This is a genomic window from Klebsiella sp. GW_Kp182 (genome assembly GCF_040062275.1).
GTDB lineage: Bacteria > Pseudomonadota > Gammaproteobacteria > Enterobacterales > Enterobacteriaceae > Klebsiella > Klebsiella michiganensis.
Genome location: NZ_JBEAFQ010000009.1, coordinates 21,496 through 36,100 on the forward strand (window position 1 = coordinate 21,496; position 14,605 = coordinate 36,100).

A 14,605-nucleotide genomic window follows, 5' to 3' on the forward strand; every position below is an offset into this window, starting at 1 on the left:
GATGTCTGAATTTGTAACGGTAGCTCGCCCCTACGCCAAAGCAGCTTTTGACTTTGCCGTCGAACACAACAGCGTTGAACGCTGGCAGGATATGCTGGCGTTTGTTGCTGAAGTGACTAAAAACGAAGAAATGGCAGAGCTACTCTCTGGCGCACTGGCGCCGGAAACGCTCTCTGATGTGTTTATCGCGGTTTGTGGTGAGCAACTGGACGAAAATGGTCAAAACCTGATCCGGGTGATGGCTGAAAATGGTCGTCTGAAAGCGCTCCCTGATGTTCTCGAGCAGTTCATTCACCTGCGCGCTGCCAGTGAGGCAACCGCAGAGGTAGAAGTTATTTCTGCCGCTCAAATGAGTGACGAACAGCTTGCGAAAATTACCGCCGCGATGGAAAAACGTCTGTCACGCAAAGTTAAGCTGAATTGCAAAATCGATAAGTCTGTAATGGCAGGCGTAATCATCCGTTCGGGTGATATGGTCATTGATGGTAGCGTACGCGGCCGTCTTGAACGCCTTGCAGACGTCTTGCAGTCTTAAGGGGACTGGAGCATGCAACTGAATTCCACCGAAATCAGCGAACTGATCAAGCAGCGCATTGCTCAGTTCAATGTTGTGAGCGAGGCTCATAACGAAGGTACTATCGTTTCTGTAAGTGACGGTGTTATCCGCATTCACGGCCTGGCCGATTGTATGCAGGGTGAGATGATCGCTCTGCCGGGTAACCGTTACGCTATCGCACTGAACCTGGAGCGCGACTCCGTAGGTGCAGTTGTGATGGGTCCGTACGCTGACCTCGCCGAAGGTATGAAGGTTAAATGTACTGGCCGTATCCTTGAAGTTCCGGTTGGCCGCGGCCTGCTGGGACGTGTGGTTAACACCCTGGGTGCACCGATTGATGGTAAAGGTCCGCTGGAGCACGACGGCTTCTCCGCCGTTGAAGCTATCGCGCCGGGCGTAATCGAACGTCAGTCCGTCGATCAGCCGGTGCAGACCGGTTATAAATCCGTTGATGCCATGATCCCAATCGGTCGTGGACAGCGTGAACTGATCATCGGCGACCGTCAGACCGGTAAAACCGCGCTGGCTATCGACGCCATCATCAACCAACGTGATTCCGGCATCAAGTGCGTCTACGTAGCTATCGGCCAGAAAGCGTCCACGATTTCTAACGTGGTACGTAAACTGGAAGAACACGGCGCGCTGGCTAACACCATCGTTGTGGTTGCAACCGCATCTGAATCTGCCGCACTGCAATACCTGGCGCCGTATGCCGGTTGTGCAATGGGTGAATACTTCCGCGACCGCGGTGAAGATGCGCTGATCATTTATGATGACCTGTCTAAACAGGCCGTTGCTTATCGTCAGATCTCCCTGCTGCTCCGCCGTCCGCCTGGACGTGAAGCATTCCCGGGCGACGTATTCTACCTCCACTCTCGTCTGCTGGAGCGTGCTGCACGTGTTAACGTCGAATACGTTGAAGCTTTCACCAAAGGTGAAGTGAAGGGTAAAACCGGTTCTCTGACTGCGCTGCCGATTATCGAAACCCAGGCGGGTGACGTTTCTGCGTTCGTTCCGACCAACGTAATTTCCATTACCGATGGTCAGATCTTCCTGGAAACCAACCTGTTTAACTCCGGTATTCGTCCTGCGGTTAACCCGGGTATCTCCGTATCCCGTGTTGGTGGTGCAGCTCAGACCAAGATCATGAAGAAACTGTCCGGTGGTATTCGTACCGCTCTGGCACAGTATCGCGAACTGGCGGCGTTCTCCCAGTTTGCCTCTGACCTTGATGATGCAACCCGTAAGCAGCTGGACCACGGTCAGAAAGTGACCGAACTGCTGAAACAGAAACAGTATGCGCCGATGTCCGTTGCGCAGCAGTCTCTGGTTCTGTTCGCGGCAGAACGTGGTTATCTGGCGGATGTCGAGCTGTCGAAAATCGGTAGCTTTGAAGCCGCTCTGCTGGCTTACGTCGACCGTGATCACGCTCCGTTGATGCAAGAGATCAACCAGTCCGGTGGCTATAACGACGAAATCGAAGGCAAGCTGAAAGGCATCCTCGATTCCTTCAAAGCAACCCAATCCTGGTAAAGTCTGGCGGCTTGCTCTAGGGCAGGCCGCAAGGCATTGAGGAGAAGCTCATGGCCGGCGCAAAAGAGATACGTAGTAAGATCGCAAGCGTCCAGAACACGCAAAAGATCACTAAAGCGATGGAAATGGTCGCCGCTTCCAAAATGCGTAAATCGCAGGAGCGTATGGCGGCCAGCCGTCCTTATGCAGATACGATGCGCAAAGTGATCGGTCACCTTGCGAACGGTAATCTGGAATATAAGCACCCTTACCTGGAAGAACGCGACGTTAAACGCGTGGGCTACCTGGTGGTGTCTACCGACCGTGGTCTGTGCGGTGGCTTGAACATTAACCTGTTCAAAAAGCTGCTGGCGGAAATGAAAGCATGGTCCGATAAAGGCGTTCAGTGCGAACTCGCAATGATCGGCTCCAAGGGCGTGTCGTTCTTTAATTCCGTTAGCGGTAATGTTGTCGCCCAGGTGACGGGTATGGGGGATAACCCATCCCTGTCCGAACTGATTGGTCCGGTAAAAGTGATGTTGCAGGCCTACGATGAAGGCCGTCTGGACAAGCTGTATATTGTCAGCAACAAATTTATTAACACCATGTCTCAGGTTCCAACCATCACTCAGCTGCTGCCGTTACCGGCATCAGAAGATGGTGAGTTGAAGCGTAAATCCTGGGATTACCTGTATGAACCCGATCCGAAAGCGCTGCTGGATACCCTGCTGCGCCGTTATGTGGAATCTCAGGTTTATCAGGGCGTGGTAGAAAACCTGGCCAGCGAGCAGGCCGCACGTATGGTGGCGATGAAAGCCGCGACCGACAATGGCGGCAGCCTGATTAAAGAGCTGCAGTTGGTATACAACAAAGCTCGTCAGGCCAGCATTACTCAGGAACTCACCGAGATCGTCGGTGGAGCATCCGCGGTATAACCAGGTTAATTCGTAGAGGATTCAAGATGGCTACTGGAAAAATTGTCCAGGTAATCGGCGCCGTGGTCGACGTCGAATTCCCTCAGGATGCCGTACCGCGCGTGTACGAGGCTCTTGAGGTACAAAATGGTAGTGAGAATCTGGTGCTGGAAGTTCAGCAGCAGCTCGGCGGCGGTATTGTTCGTACCATCGCCATGGGTTCTTCCGACGGTCTGCGTCGCGGTCTGGAAGTAAAAGACCTCGAGCATCCGATCGAAGTCCCGGTAGGTAAAGCAACGCTGGGTCGTATCATGAACGTACTGGGCCAACCGGTAGACATGAAAGGCGACATCGGTGAAGAAGAGCGTTGGGCTATCCACCGCGCAGCACCTTCCTACGAAGAGTTGTCAAACTCTCAGGAACTGCTGGAAACCGGCATCAAAGTTATCGACCTGATGTGTCCGTTTGCGAAGGGCGGTAAAGTTGGTCTGTTCGGTGGTGCGGGTGTAGGTAAAACCGTAAACATGATGGAGCTGATCCGTAACATCGCGATCGAGCACTCCGGTTACTCCGTGTTTGCGGGCGTAGGTGAACGTACTCGTGAGGGTAACGACTTCTACCACGAAATGACCGACTCCAACGTTATCGATAAAGTGTCCCTGGTGTATGGCCAGATGAACGAGCCGCCGGGAAACCGTCTGCGCGTTGCGCTGACCGGCCTGACCATGGCTGAGAAGTTCCGTGACGAAGGTCGTGACGTTCTGCTGTTCGTCGATAACATCTATCGTTACACCCTGGCCGGTACTGAAGTATCCGCACTGCTGGGCCGTATGCCTTCAGCGGTAGGTTACCAGCCGACTCTGGCGGAAGAGATGGGCGTTCTGCAGGAACGTATCACCTCCACCAAAACCGGCTCTATCACTTCCGTACAGGCGGTATACGTACCCGCGGATGACTTGACTGACCCGTCTCCAGCAACCACCTTTGCGCACCTTGACGCAACCGTGGTACTGAGCCGTCAGATCGCTTCTCTGGGTATCTATCCGGCAGTTGACCCGCTGGACTCCACCAGCCGTCAGCTGGATCCGCTGGTTGTTGGTCAGGAGCACTACGACACCGCTCGTGGCGTTCAGTCCATCCTGCAGCGTTATCAGGAACTGAAAGACATCATCGCCATCCTGGGTATGGATGAACTGTCTGAAGAAGATAAGCTGGTGGTAGCTCGCGCGCGTAAGATTCAGCGCTTCCTGTCCCAGCCGTTCTTCGTGGCAGAAGTATTTACCGGTTCTCCGGGCAAATACGTCTCCCTGAAAGACACCATCCGTGGCTTTAAAGGCATCATGGAAGGCGAATACGATCACCTGCCGGAGCAGGCGTTCTACATGGTCGGTTCTATCGACGAAGCCGTGGAAAAAGCCAAAAAACTTTAACGCCTTAATCGGAGGGTGATATGGCAATGACTTACCACCTGGACGTCGTCAGCGCAGAGAAACAAATGTTCTCTGGTCTGGTCGAGAAAATCCAGGTAACGGGTAGCGAAGGTGAACTGGGTATTTACCCGGGGCACGCGCCGCTGCTCACCGCCATTAAGCCTGGTATGATTCGCATCGTTAAGCAGCACGGTCACGAAGAATTTATCTACCTGTCAGGCGGCATTCTTGAAGTGCAGCCGGGTAGCACGACCGTTCTGGCTGATACGGCAATTCGTGGCCAGGATCTCGACGAAGCGCGAGCCCTGGAAGCGAAACGTAAGGCTGAAGAGCACATTAAGAGCTCTCATGGTGACGTGGACTACGCTCAGGCGTCTGCGGAACTGGCCAAAGCGATCGCTAAACTGCGCGTTATCGAGTTGACCAAAAAAGCGATGTAACACCGGCTTGAACGCTAAAAGCCAGTCTGGTTTCCAGGCTGGCTTTTTTTATGGCTTCGTTTCAGAAAAAACAAAACTAAAAAGCGGGTTTAAAAATTTTGTGATGCATATCTCATTTTTGTTGATCGTTTAAAAGATGAAGCGTAGACTTGTTTTTGTGATGTGAGTCACAAAAAAATTCATCAAAAACGTAATCGCTATCCAGGAAGAGATCATGAAACTGCTTAATAAAATCGTCGCTTTCTTCAGTGCTATGAACGTAACCTTCGGTACGTTCAACCACTAAGAAGTCTACTTTCCAGACTGTTTTTGCGCTGTACCGCTAACTAAAACGACAACACATGCGGTGTGAAGCAGACAGAAAGTGAAAAGGTCGCCCCAGGGCGACCTTTATGTTTTTCACGCATAGCGGGTTAGTCGCGGCTGAGGAAGTTACCGGTGTTGAAGCTGCCGTCGGCCTCACGCGTCAGCGGGTCCGGCAGCGCCAGCGTCTGATAATCGGCGCTGTTAATGCGTTTTCCCTGGGCGTTGATGCTTCTGCCGCCGTGGATAAAATAGTTGCTATCGTCAATATTCCCGACAACGGCATCGTCATATTTCCCAGGCTGGCTGCGCAGGGAAAGGTTCTCGCTGAAGGTGCCCTGCGTTTCCGGCGCACCGTACGGACTCGGGCGGAACAGGTAGTTAAAGCGCTGGTTATCTACCGCGACGTTGTTAACCACCACCAGCTTGCCGGGGTTAAAGTTGTCGGTAAAACCGTCCAGATGGTTATCGATGGCGATGCTGTTACGTACCTCGTGGGCGACCGGCTGCCCTTCCCCACCGAGCTTAAACCCGTTACTGGTATTATTGCGGGCAATAGAGTTCTCGATCACCACAACGCCGTTTGCACCGTCCTCAATTTTATTAAACAGGTCGAAACCGTCGTCGATATTATCGTGCGAGTAACAGCCCTCCAGCCGGTTACCCTCTCCTACGCGCATTTTCACCGCGAAGCCGTCGGCGTTAATTTTGCCCGGATCCTCGTTACTAAAGGATTCAGAATTCACTACCCGGTTAAAGCTGGCCCACAGCGGGCGTCCAACATCCGCCGGAGAGGAAATTTGAATGCCGGTATCATCGTTACGATACGCGGTGACGTTCTCGATCAGGTTATGGCTGCCCTGTACGCGCAGGCTCTTGTCCGTAATCTCAATCCCATCGATATGCCAGTAGCTGGCATCCAGCAGCAGCCCGTGAATCACCGCTTTTCCGTCGGCTTTTAGCGTTTTGATTTTGTCCTTCAGGCCGCTGGCGCTGACAGGAATGGCCGTTTGCGGGTAATCTCCGGCGGCTAATACAATTTGCCCGCCGGGCGGGACGAGTTTGATAGCGGAGACGAAATCCAGCGGCGAGTCCGCCGTCCCTTTTGCCTGAGGTTGTCCCTCTGGCGCGGCGTAGAGCGTATTGCCTGTCACTTGGGGACTCTGTTCAACCGTCAGCGTCTGGGTCAGCGTTTCCGCGCCGGTGGCCGTAGTGAAGCGGATTTCGAACGTGCTTTTATCTTTCAGTACGGCAGGCTGGGTAAACATTTCCCCGGCCTTCACGGTTTTATCCTGCCCGATCACCACTTCATCCTGACGAACGGTGATGCGCCCATCGCTGTTGGTGCGCGCCTGTAGGATGTAAGCTTTGCTCTGGCTTACTGTTCCCGAAGCAATTTGCATAACCGGCGGCCAGCCTTTAGCGACATACGGCGCGGAGGGAACCGTATGTGCCGCTGAGGTGGTGAGCGAGGCGTTGCTGACGGTGATTTTTGCATTACGTGAGGCGAAGAAGCCGACGTAGTAATGTTCTTTATCCTGCCGGGCAACCAGATCGGCGTGAGGAACCTGCTGGCTTACCCATTCATTACTGCCCGTTGCTGCCCATGAGGTAATAAACCCGTCGTTGGTGCGTTCCAGTCTGAGCTGGAACGTCGGCGTTTGCTGGATATCGATTTTCTCTTTATAGCTCTGACGCTTTATTGATGCGCCCGCATTGCCCCACGGTTGGGTTATCCCTTCCCGGCTGATAGCCTGCAATTTGATATGTGAGCCATCTTTTTTATCCTGCGTCATAATGGCGTTCATCACCATATTGGATGCCGCCGGAAACTCTTCGTAGCCGACCTTCAGCGGCTGTTGACGCGGAACTCCTATTACATCGCGGACCAGCAGTCCCGCACCTTCCTGTGCCGCAGGACGCGCGCCATTTTCCGGGCCAAACTGATTGACGGTCACCGTAGCCTGCAGGATAAAATTCTGGCTGGTCGGTAGCCGGGTGTAAAAGAAGGTCAGTCCGTCGTGAGAATTGGCTATTTTACCTCCCCGGCTCTCGATGGTAATGGGCTGGCTGAGGTCGGCGACGTCCTGCGGCGTCAGTTTTTTTCCGGCGATGGTGACATCGTTGACGCCAATTTTTTCCGGCAGAACATTCGAGGAAAAATTGCTGTCGGTAGATTGCCCAAAGGCGATTGCCCGCCACTGATGACCTTCGTTGGCCTGCAGCGGTAGCGCGATCATCGTACTGCAAAGGGTTAATGCCAAAGGTATTTTGTTATTCATTCTTTTCTCCTGGGTAATTATTAACCGGCATTATCAGGAAAATGAAATGGTGTTTCTATTTATCACGTCACAATTAATGAATATTAAAACTGTGTTTTATTTTATGGGTTTTCTTTATTTACCCGCCAAAAAAACAGCAAAAGCAGAGGGATAGCCGGCATTGCCACTCATTCAAATGCTTTTTTTGCGCTAAACGGGTTTGCGCTGACTAAAAATACCCACCTAAAATGGTGTATAGCGTTACGCTTGTGCATTTTATCTTCGTCTCGTTTCATGATGAAAAATATGTAGATATTTCAACGTGAAAGGCTTTTACTTTTCGTTCCAACAGCAGTCAGGATGCGTATGTCAAACAGTCCGATGAGCGTGGTTATTCTTGCCGCTGGCAAAGGTACCCGCATGTATTCCGATCTTCCTAAGGTGTTGCATTCGCTGGCCGGGAAGCCAATGGTGCAGCATGTTATTGATGCAGCTAAAGAATTAGGCGCTTCCGCCGTACATCTGGTGTACGGGCACGGCGGCGATCTGCTTCGCCAGACGCTGCACGAAGATAACCTCAACTGGGTGCTGCAGGCCGAACAGCTAGGCACCGGCCACGCTATGCAGCAGGCGGCGCCGTTCTTCAGCGATGATGAAGATATCCTGATGCTGTACGGCGACGTGCCGCTCATTTCCGTCGAAACATTGAAGCGTCTGCGGGAAGCGAAACCGCAGGGCGGCATCGGTCTGTTGACGGTGAAGCTTGACGATCCGACCGGCTACGGCCGCATTACGCGCGATAACGGCGCGGTGACGGGCATTGTCGAGCATAAAGACGCCAGCGACGAGCAGCGCCGGATTCAGGAAATTAATACCGGGATTCTGGTCGCCAATGGCGCGGATCTTAAACGCTGGCTGGCTAAGCTCACCAACAACAACGTTCAGGGTGAATACTACATCACCGATATTATCGCCATGGCCTATGAAGAAGGTCGTGAAATTGCCGCTGTTCATCCTCAGCGTCTAAGCGAAGTGGAAGGCGTGAATAACCGCCTGCAGCTCTCCCGGCTTGAGCGCGTCTGGCAGTCTGAAAAGGCTGAAGAACTGCTGCTCGCGGGCGTTATGCTGCGCGATCCGGCGCGTTTTGATCTGCGCGGCGTGCTGAAACACGGGCGCGATGTCGAAATTGATACTAACGTTATCTTCGAAGGTGACGTGGTGCTGGGGGATCGGGTAAAGATTGGCACCGGCTGCGTCATCAAGAACAGCATCATTGGTGATGATTGCGAGATCAGCCCCTATACCGTGGTAGAGGATGCTCATCTGGCAGCCGCCTGTACCATTGGGCCGTTCGCGCGGCTGCGCCCAGGCGCTGAGCTTCTCGAAGGCGCGCACGTCGGCAACTTTGTTGAAATTAAAAAGGCGCGTCTGGGTAAAGGCACGAAGGCCGGGCATCTTTCCTATCTCGGAGACGCCGAGATAGGCGATAACGTGAATATCGGCGCGGGCACCATCACCTGTAACTATGATGGCGCAAATAAGCATAAAACGGTGATCGGCGATGACGTGTTTGTTGGCTCAGACAGCCAGCTGGTCGCTCCGGTGACCGTCGGCAAGGGGGTCACCATTGCCGCAGGAACAACGGTAACGCGTAACGTTGCCGATAATGAATTAGTGTTAAGCCGCGTGCCGCAGGTTCATAAACAGGGCTGGCAGCGCCCGGTGAAGAAAAAGTAACGCTATTTCTCTTTCGCCCTTTTCGGGGAAAGAGCGGGGTGAGGGGATAAAATAATCCTCCCCCCACGGCAGTACCCATAAAAATAACCCCACTCTCTACAAGGCTCGGGGCGCCCGAAAATACGGGTAAACAGGTTGACCGACAACGTATGGCATACAGCCAAAATCGGAATTAAAAACTATGTGTGGAATTGTTGGCGCAGTCGCGCAGCGTGATATTGCTGAAATCCTTCTCGAAGGTTTACGTCGTCTGGAATACCGCGGTTATGACTCCGCCGGTCTGGCCGTCGTCGATAACGAAGGTCATTTGAACCGCGTTCGCCGCCTCGGGAAAGTACAGATGCTGGCCCAGGCGCTGGAAGAACATCCGTTGCACGGCGGTACCGGGATTGCCCATACCCGCTGGGCGACGCACGGCGAACCGTCTGAAGGTAACGCGCATCCGCATGTTTCTGACCATATTGTGGTGGTGCATAACGGGATTATCGAAAACCATGAGCCGCTGCGCGAGCTGTTGCAGTCGAGGGGCTACGTTTTCGCCTCCGAGACTGACACGGAGGTTATTGCGCACCTGGTTCACTGGGAGCTGGAACAGGGCGGTACTCTGCGTGATGCGGTTCTGCGGACTATCCCGCAGCTGCGCGGCGCTTATGGCACCGTGATCATGGATTCCCGCGATCCGGGTACGCTGCTGGCCGCTCGTTCAGGAAGCCCGCTGGTGATTGGCCTGGGGATGGGGGAAAACTTCATTGCCTCCGATCAGCTGGCGCTGCTGCCGGTTACCCGCCGCTTTATCTTCCTCGAAGAGGGCGATATTGCGGAAGTCACCCGCCGTTCCGTGACTCTCTTTGACAAATCCGGCGCCGAAGTGCAGCGCCCGGATATTGAATCCAGTCTGCAGTACGACGCGGGCGATAAAGGTATCTATCGTCACTATATGCAGAAAGAGATCTACGAGCAGCCGAACGCCATCAAAAATACCCTCTCCGGGCGCATTAGCCACGGCGAGGTTGATTTAAGCGAGCTGGGCCCGCAGGCTAACGAGCTGCTGTCTAAGGTCGAGCATATTCAGATCATCGCCTGCGGCACCTCCTACAACTCAGGTATGGTGTCCCGCTACTGGTTTGAGTCGCTGGCAGGGGTGCCGTGCGATGTTGAAATCGCCTCCGAGTTCCGCTATCGCAAATCGGCCGTGCGTCGCAACAGCCTGATGATCACCCTCTCTCAATCCGGCGAGACGGCGGACACCCTCGCCGGCCTGCGCCTGTCGAAAGAGTTGGGCTATCTGGGGTCGCTGGCGATTTGTAACGTGCCTGGATCATCCCTGGTGCGTGAGTCCGATCTGGCGATGATGACCAACGCCGGGACGGAAATCGGCGTCGCCTCGACTAAAGCCTTCACGACGCAGCTGACCGTTCTGCTGATGCTGGTGGCGAAACTGGCGCGACTCAAAGGCCAGGATGCGTCGATTGAACATGATATCGTGCATGGTCTGCAGGCGCTGCCGAGCCGCATTGAGCAGGTGCTTTCGCAGGACAAGCGTATTGAGGCGCTGGCTGAGAACTTCTCTGACAAACACCACGCGCTGTTCCTTGGCCGCGGCGATCAGTATCCCATTGCCCTGGAAGGGGCGCTGAAGCTGAAAGAGATCTCCTATATTCATGCGGAAGCCTATGCTGCCGGCGAGCTGAAGCATGGTCCGCTGGCGCTGATTGACGCTGAAATGCCGGTGGTGGTGGTCGCGCCGAACAACGAACTGCTGGAAAAACTGAAATCCAACATTGAAGAGGTTCGCGCTCGCGGCGGCCAGCTGTACGTTTTTGCTGACGGCGATGCGGGTTTCACCGGCAGCGACAATATGCACATCATTGAGATGCCGCATGTTGAAGAGGCGATCGCGCCAATCTTCTATACCGTACCGCTGCAGCTGCTGGCGTATCACGTCGCGCTGATCAAAGGGACTGACGTTGACCAGCCGCGTAACCTGGCGAAATCAGTTACCGTGGAATAACGATTTTACAGCGCTGAAAGGGCTGCCGTCCGGCGGCCCTTTTTATTTGCGGTTATTTGCAGCGAACAGCGAGATCCCACCCGCTTTATGACAGCCTGTCATTTTTGAGACGCTTTTGCGCTGTCATAAAAATAAAATTTTCCGCTAATCTTTCTATCATTAACCATAGTAACAACATGATTTGTATTGTTTTTATTTAACGTAAATTCCCGTCTTTTTGCTTGTCATAAAACTGTAATAATTCGTACATTTTACTGTCACCTGTTTGTCCTATTTTGCTCACCATAGCTTCGAAACAATGGTTTACGAATCCAGCAGGAGACATTATGAACGTTATGCGTACCACCGTCGCAACAGTTGTCGCCGCGACCTTATCGATGAGCGCTTTCTCTGTTTTTGCAGCAGCAAGCCTGACTGGCGCAGGTGCAACTTTCCCCGCGCCGGTGTATGCCAAATGGGCAGATACCTATAACAAGGAAACGGGTAATAAAGTCAATTACCAGGGTATCGGCTCCTCTGGCGGCGTAAAACAAATTACGGCCAACACCGTAGACTTCGGTGCTTCTGATGCCCCTCTTGCTGATGACAAGCTGGCTCAGGAAGGTCTGTTCCAGTTTCCGACCGTTATCGGCGGCGTAGTGCTGGCAATTAACCTGCCTGGCGTGAAATCCGGTGAGCTGGTGCTTGACGGTAAAACGCTGGGTGATATCTACCTGGGCAAAATCAAAAAATGGGATGACGCGGCGATTGCTAAGCTCAACCCGGGCATGAAGCTGCCTTCTCAGAACATCGCGGTGGTTCGTCGTGCTGATGGTTCCGGTACTTCCTTCGTTTTCACCAGCTATCTGGCGAAGGTGAACGAAGAGTGGAAATCTAAAATCGGCGCGGGCTCAACCGTTAACTGGCCGACCGGTCTGGGCGGTAAAGGCAACGACGGCATCGCCGCGTTCGTTCAGCGTCTGCCGGGCTCTATCGGCTACGTAGAATATGCCTACGCAAAACAGAACAACCTCGCTTACACCAAACTGCTGTCCGCCGATGGCAAGCCGGTGAGCCCGACTGAAGATAACTTCGCTAACGCGGCGAAAGAAATCGACTGGAGCAAATCCTTTGCACAGGATCTGACGAATCAGAAAGGCGACAACGCATGGCCGATCACTTCAACCACCTTCATTCTGGTCCACAAGGCTTCCAACAAGCCAGAGCAGACCGCCGAAGTGCTGAAGTTCTTCGACTGGGCGTATAAAAACGGCGGTAAAGAAGCCAACGCGCTGGATTATGCCACCCTGCCGGAAAGCGTGGTTGAGCAAGTTCGCGCGGCATGGAAGACCAACGTAAAAGACAGCAGCGGTAAAGCGCTGTACTAATACCCGTCAGCCTTCGAGCTACAGGTGCGTTGGCAGCGCTTGTTCACCCCGGTCACATAGCCCATCTATGTTCCCGGGGATCCACAAGCCAGCTGCCTGCCTGCAGCTCGAATTATTTAGGGTATGGCATTACCTTTGCCAGAAAGATCAGTAAACTACGATTTTTTCTGGCCCGAAACTGAAGAGTAACTTATGGCTGCAACCAAGCCGGCATTTAACCCTCCGGGGAAAAAGGGTGACATAATTTTCAGCGTGCTGGTAAAACTGGCGGCGCTGATTGTGCTATTGATGCTTGGCGGCATCATCGTCTCCCTTATCATCTCGTCCTGGCCAAGCATTGAGAAATTTGGCTTTGCCTTTCTGTGGACCAAAGAGTGGGATGCACCGAACCAGATTTTCGGCGCCCTGGTACCCATTTACGGGACGCTGGTCACCTCATTTATCGCGCTGCTGATCGCCGTACCGGTGAGCTTCGGTATTGCGCTGTTCCTGACGGAACTGTCACCCGCCTGGCTGAAGCGCCCGCTGGGTATCGCTATTGAGCTGCTGGCCGCGATCCCCAGTATCGTTTACGGCATGTGGGGCCTGTTTATTTTCGCCCCGCTGTTTGCGACCTATTTTCAGGAGCCGGTTGGCAACGTTCTGTCGACCATTCCGTTCGTTGGCGCGCTCTTTGCGGGCCCAGCATTTGGTATCGGTATTCTGGCGGCGGGCGTGATTCTGGCCATCATGATCATTCCTTACATCGCGGCCGTTATGCGTGACGTCTTTGAACAGACGCCGGTGATGATGAAAGAGTCCGCCTACGGTATCGGCTGCACAACGTGGGAAGTTATCTGGCGTATCGTTCTGCCTTTCACCAAAAACGGCGTGATCGGCGGGGTAATGCTCGGTCTGGGGCGCGCGCTGGGGGAAACCATGGCGGTGACCTTTATTATCGGCAACACCTACCAGCTTGATAGCGCTTCGTTATATATGCCGGGCAACAGCATCACCTCCGCGCTGGCGAATGAGTTTGCCGAAGCGGAAACCGGACTGCACGTTGCCGCATTGATGGAGCTGGGCCTGATTCTGTTCGTTATCACCTTTATTGTTCTGGCCGCATCGAAGTTTATGATCATGCGCCTGGCTAAGAATGAGGGGGCTCGCTAATGGCGACGATTGAATTACAAACCACCGCGGAGCTGGCGGAATCCCGTCGCAAAATGCAGGCAAAACGCCGCATGAAAAACCGTCTCGCCCTGACGCTATCGATGGCGACCATGGCGTTTGGTCTGTTCTGGCTGATCTGGATCCTGATGTCCACCGTCACCCGCGGCATCGACGGCATGAGCCTGGCGCTGTTTACTGAAATGACGCCGCCGCCAAATACGGCGGGCGGTGGTCTGGCAAACGCCCTGGCGGGCAGCGGATTGCTGATCCTCTGGTCGACGGTTATCGGTACCCCGCTGGGGATTCTGGCGGGGATTTATCTGGCGGAATATGGCCGTAAATCCTTGCTGGCCGAAGTGATTCGTTTTATTAACGATATCCTGCTTTCCGCGCCGTCGATTGTCGTCGGTCTGTTTGTTTACACCATCGTCGTTGCGCAGATGCAGCACTTTTCCGGCTGGGCGGGCGTGATTGCGCTGGCGCTGCTGCAGGTGCCTATCGTTATTCGTACCACTGAAAACATGCTGAAGCTGGTACCGGACAGCCTGCGTGAGGCGGCATATGCGTTGGGTACGCCGAAGTGGCGCATGATCTCTGCGATCACCCTGAAAGCATCGGTATCGGGCATTATGACCGGTATTCTGCTGGCCATCGCCCGTATCGCCGGGGAAACGGCGCCGCTGCTGTTTACCGCGCTCTCCAACCAGTTCTGGAGCACCGACATGATGCAGCCGATTGCTAACTTGCCGGTGACGATTTTCAAATTTGCCATGAGTCCCTTTGCGGAGTGGCAGCAACTGGCATGGGCCGGGGTCTTGATTATCACCCTGTGCGTATTGCTGCTGAACATTCTGGCGCGCGTTGTTTTCGCGAAGAATAAACACGGTTAATTTTTGCGGCGCGGCGAAACGCGGCGCCGAAT

11 protein-coding genes are annotated in these 14,605 nt (G+C 53.9%); 10 read left to right on the forward strand and 1 reads right to left on the reverse strand.

Annotation, left to right across the window (positions count from 1 at the left end):
- Position 1: 1 nt before the first annotated feature.
- From atpH to ABLU88_RS11370, 5 genes are read left to right on the forward strand one after another with little or no spacing between them, the layout of a single operon-like run.
- Positions 2-535: a F0F1 ATP synthase subunit delta gene (gene atpH / locus ABLU88_RS11350; RefSeq protein ID WP_004855764.1), complete on the forward strand. Its 534-nt coding sequence runs from the start codon at positions 2-4 to the stop codon at positions 533-535.
- 12 nt (positions 536-547) lie between these two features.
- A complete protein-coding gene (gene atpA, locus ABLU88_RS11355; RefSeq protein ID WP_004127029.1) occupies positions 548-2,089 on the forward strand; it encodes a F0F1 ATP synthase subunit alpha in 1,542 nt (513 codons plus the stop codon).
- Positions 2,090-2,139: 50 nt separating this feature from the next.
- Complete coding sequence (atpG, locus tag ABLU88_RS11360; RefSeq protein WP_004107278.1) at positions 2,140-3,003, forward strand: F0F1 ATP synthase subunit gamma; 864 nt, start codon at positions 2,140-2,142, stop codon at positions 3,001-3,003.
- 26 nt (positions 3,004-3,029) lie between these two features.
- Complete coding sequence (atpD, locus tag ABLU88_RS11365; RefSeq protein ID WP_004107276.1) at positions 3,030-4,412, forward strand: F0F1 ATP synthase subunit beta; 1,383 nt, start codon at positions 3,030-3,032, stop codon at positions 4,410-4,412.
- Between the two features lie 20 nt (positions 4,413-4,432).
- Positions 4,433-4,852 carry a F0F1 ATP synthase subunit epsilon gene (locus ABLU88_RS11370; protein ID WP_004107274.1) on the forward strand — a complete coding sequence of 140 codons (420 nt, stop codon included), beginning with the start codon at positions 4,433-4,435 and terminating at the stop codon, positions 4,850-4,852.
- 413 nt (positions 4,853-5,265) lie between these two features.
- Here the strand turns inward: ABLU88_RS11370 and ABLU88_RS11375 are convergent, their stop codons facing one another.
- Positions 5,266-7,437, reverse strand: a complete 2,172-nt coding sequence (locus tag ABLU88_RS11375; RefSeq protein ID WP_348836551.1) for a right-handed parallel beta-helix repeat-containing protein — start codon at positions 7,435-7,437, stop codon at positions 5,266-5,268.
- 345 nt (positions 7,438-7,782) lie between these two features.
- On the opposite strand from ABLU88_RS11375, the gene glmU reads away from it, so the two are divergent.
- The 5 genes from glmU to pstA all read left to right on the forward strand — a co-directional run bounded on the left by glmU (position 7,783) and on the right by pstA (position 14,573).
- The gene (gene glmU, locus ABLU88_RS11380; protein ID WP_025107543.1) at positions 7,783-9,153 is read left to right on the forward strand and encodes a bifunctional UDP-N-acetylglucosamine diphosphorylase/glucosamine-1-phosphate N-acetyltransferase GlmU; all 1,371 of its coding nucleotides are present in this window, start codon (positions 7,783-7,785) and stop codon (positions 9,151-9,153) included.
- Between the two features lie 181 nt (positions 9,154-9,334).
- On the forward strand, positions 9,335-11,164 hold the full coding sequence (glmS, locus tag ABLU88_RS11385; protein ID WP_047722786.1) for a glutamine--fructose-6-phosphate transaminase (isomerizing): 1,830 nt from the start codon (positions 9,335-9,337) through the stop codon (positions 11,162-11,164).
- Positions 11,165-11,490: 326 nt separating this feature from the next.
- Complete coding sequence (pstS, locus tag ABLU88_RS11390; RefSeq protein ID WP_004127017.1) at positions 11,491-12,531, forward strand: phosphate ABC transporter substrate-binding protein PstS; 1,041 nt, start codon at positions 11,491-11,493, stop codon at positions 12,529-12,531.
- Positions 12,532-12,723: 192 nt separating this feature from the next.
- Complete coding sequence (pstC, locus tag ABLU88_RS11395; protein ID WP_004107261.1) at positions 12,724-13,683, forward strand: phosphate ABC transporter permease PstC; 960 nt, start codon at positions 12,724-12,726, stop codon at positions 13,681-13,683.
- Positions 13,683-14,573, forward strand: a complete 891-nt coding sequence (pstA, locus tag ABLU88_RS11400) for a phosphate ABC transporter permease PstA (RefSeq protein WP_004855748.1) — start codon at positions 13,683-13,685, stop codon at positions 14,571-14,573. The genes pstC and pstA overlap by 1 nt, the downstream gene beginning before the upstream one ends.
- The last annotated feature ends 32 nt before the right edge of the window (positions 14,574-14,605 follow it).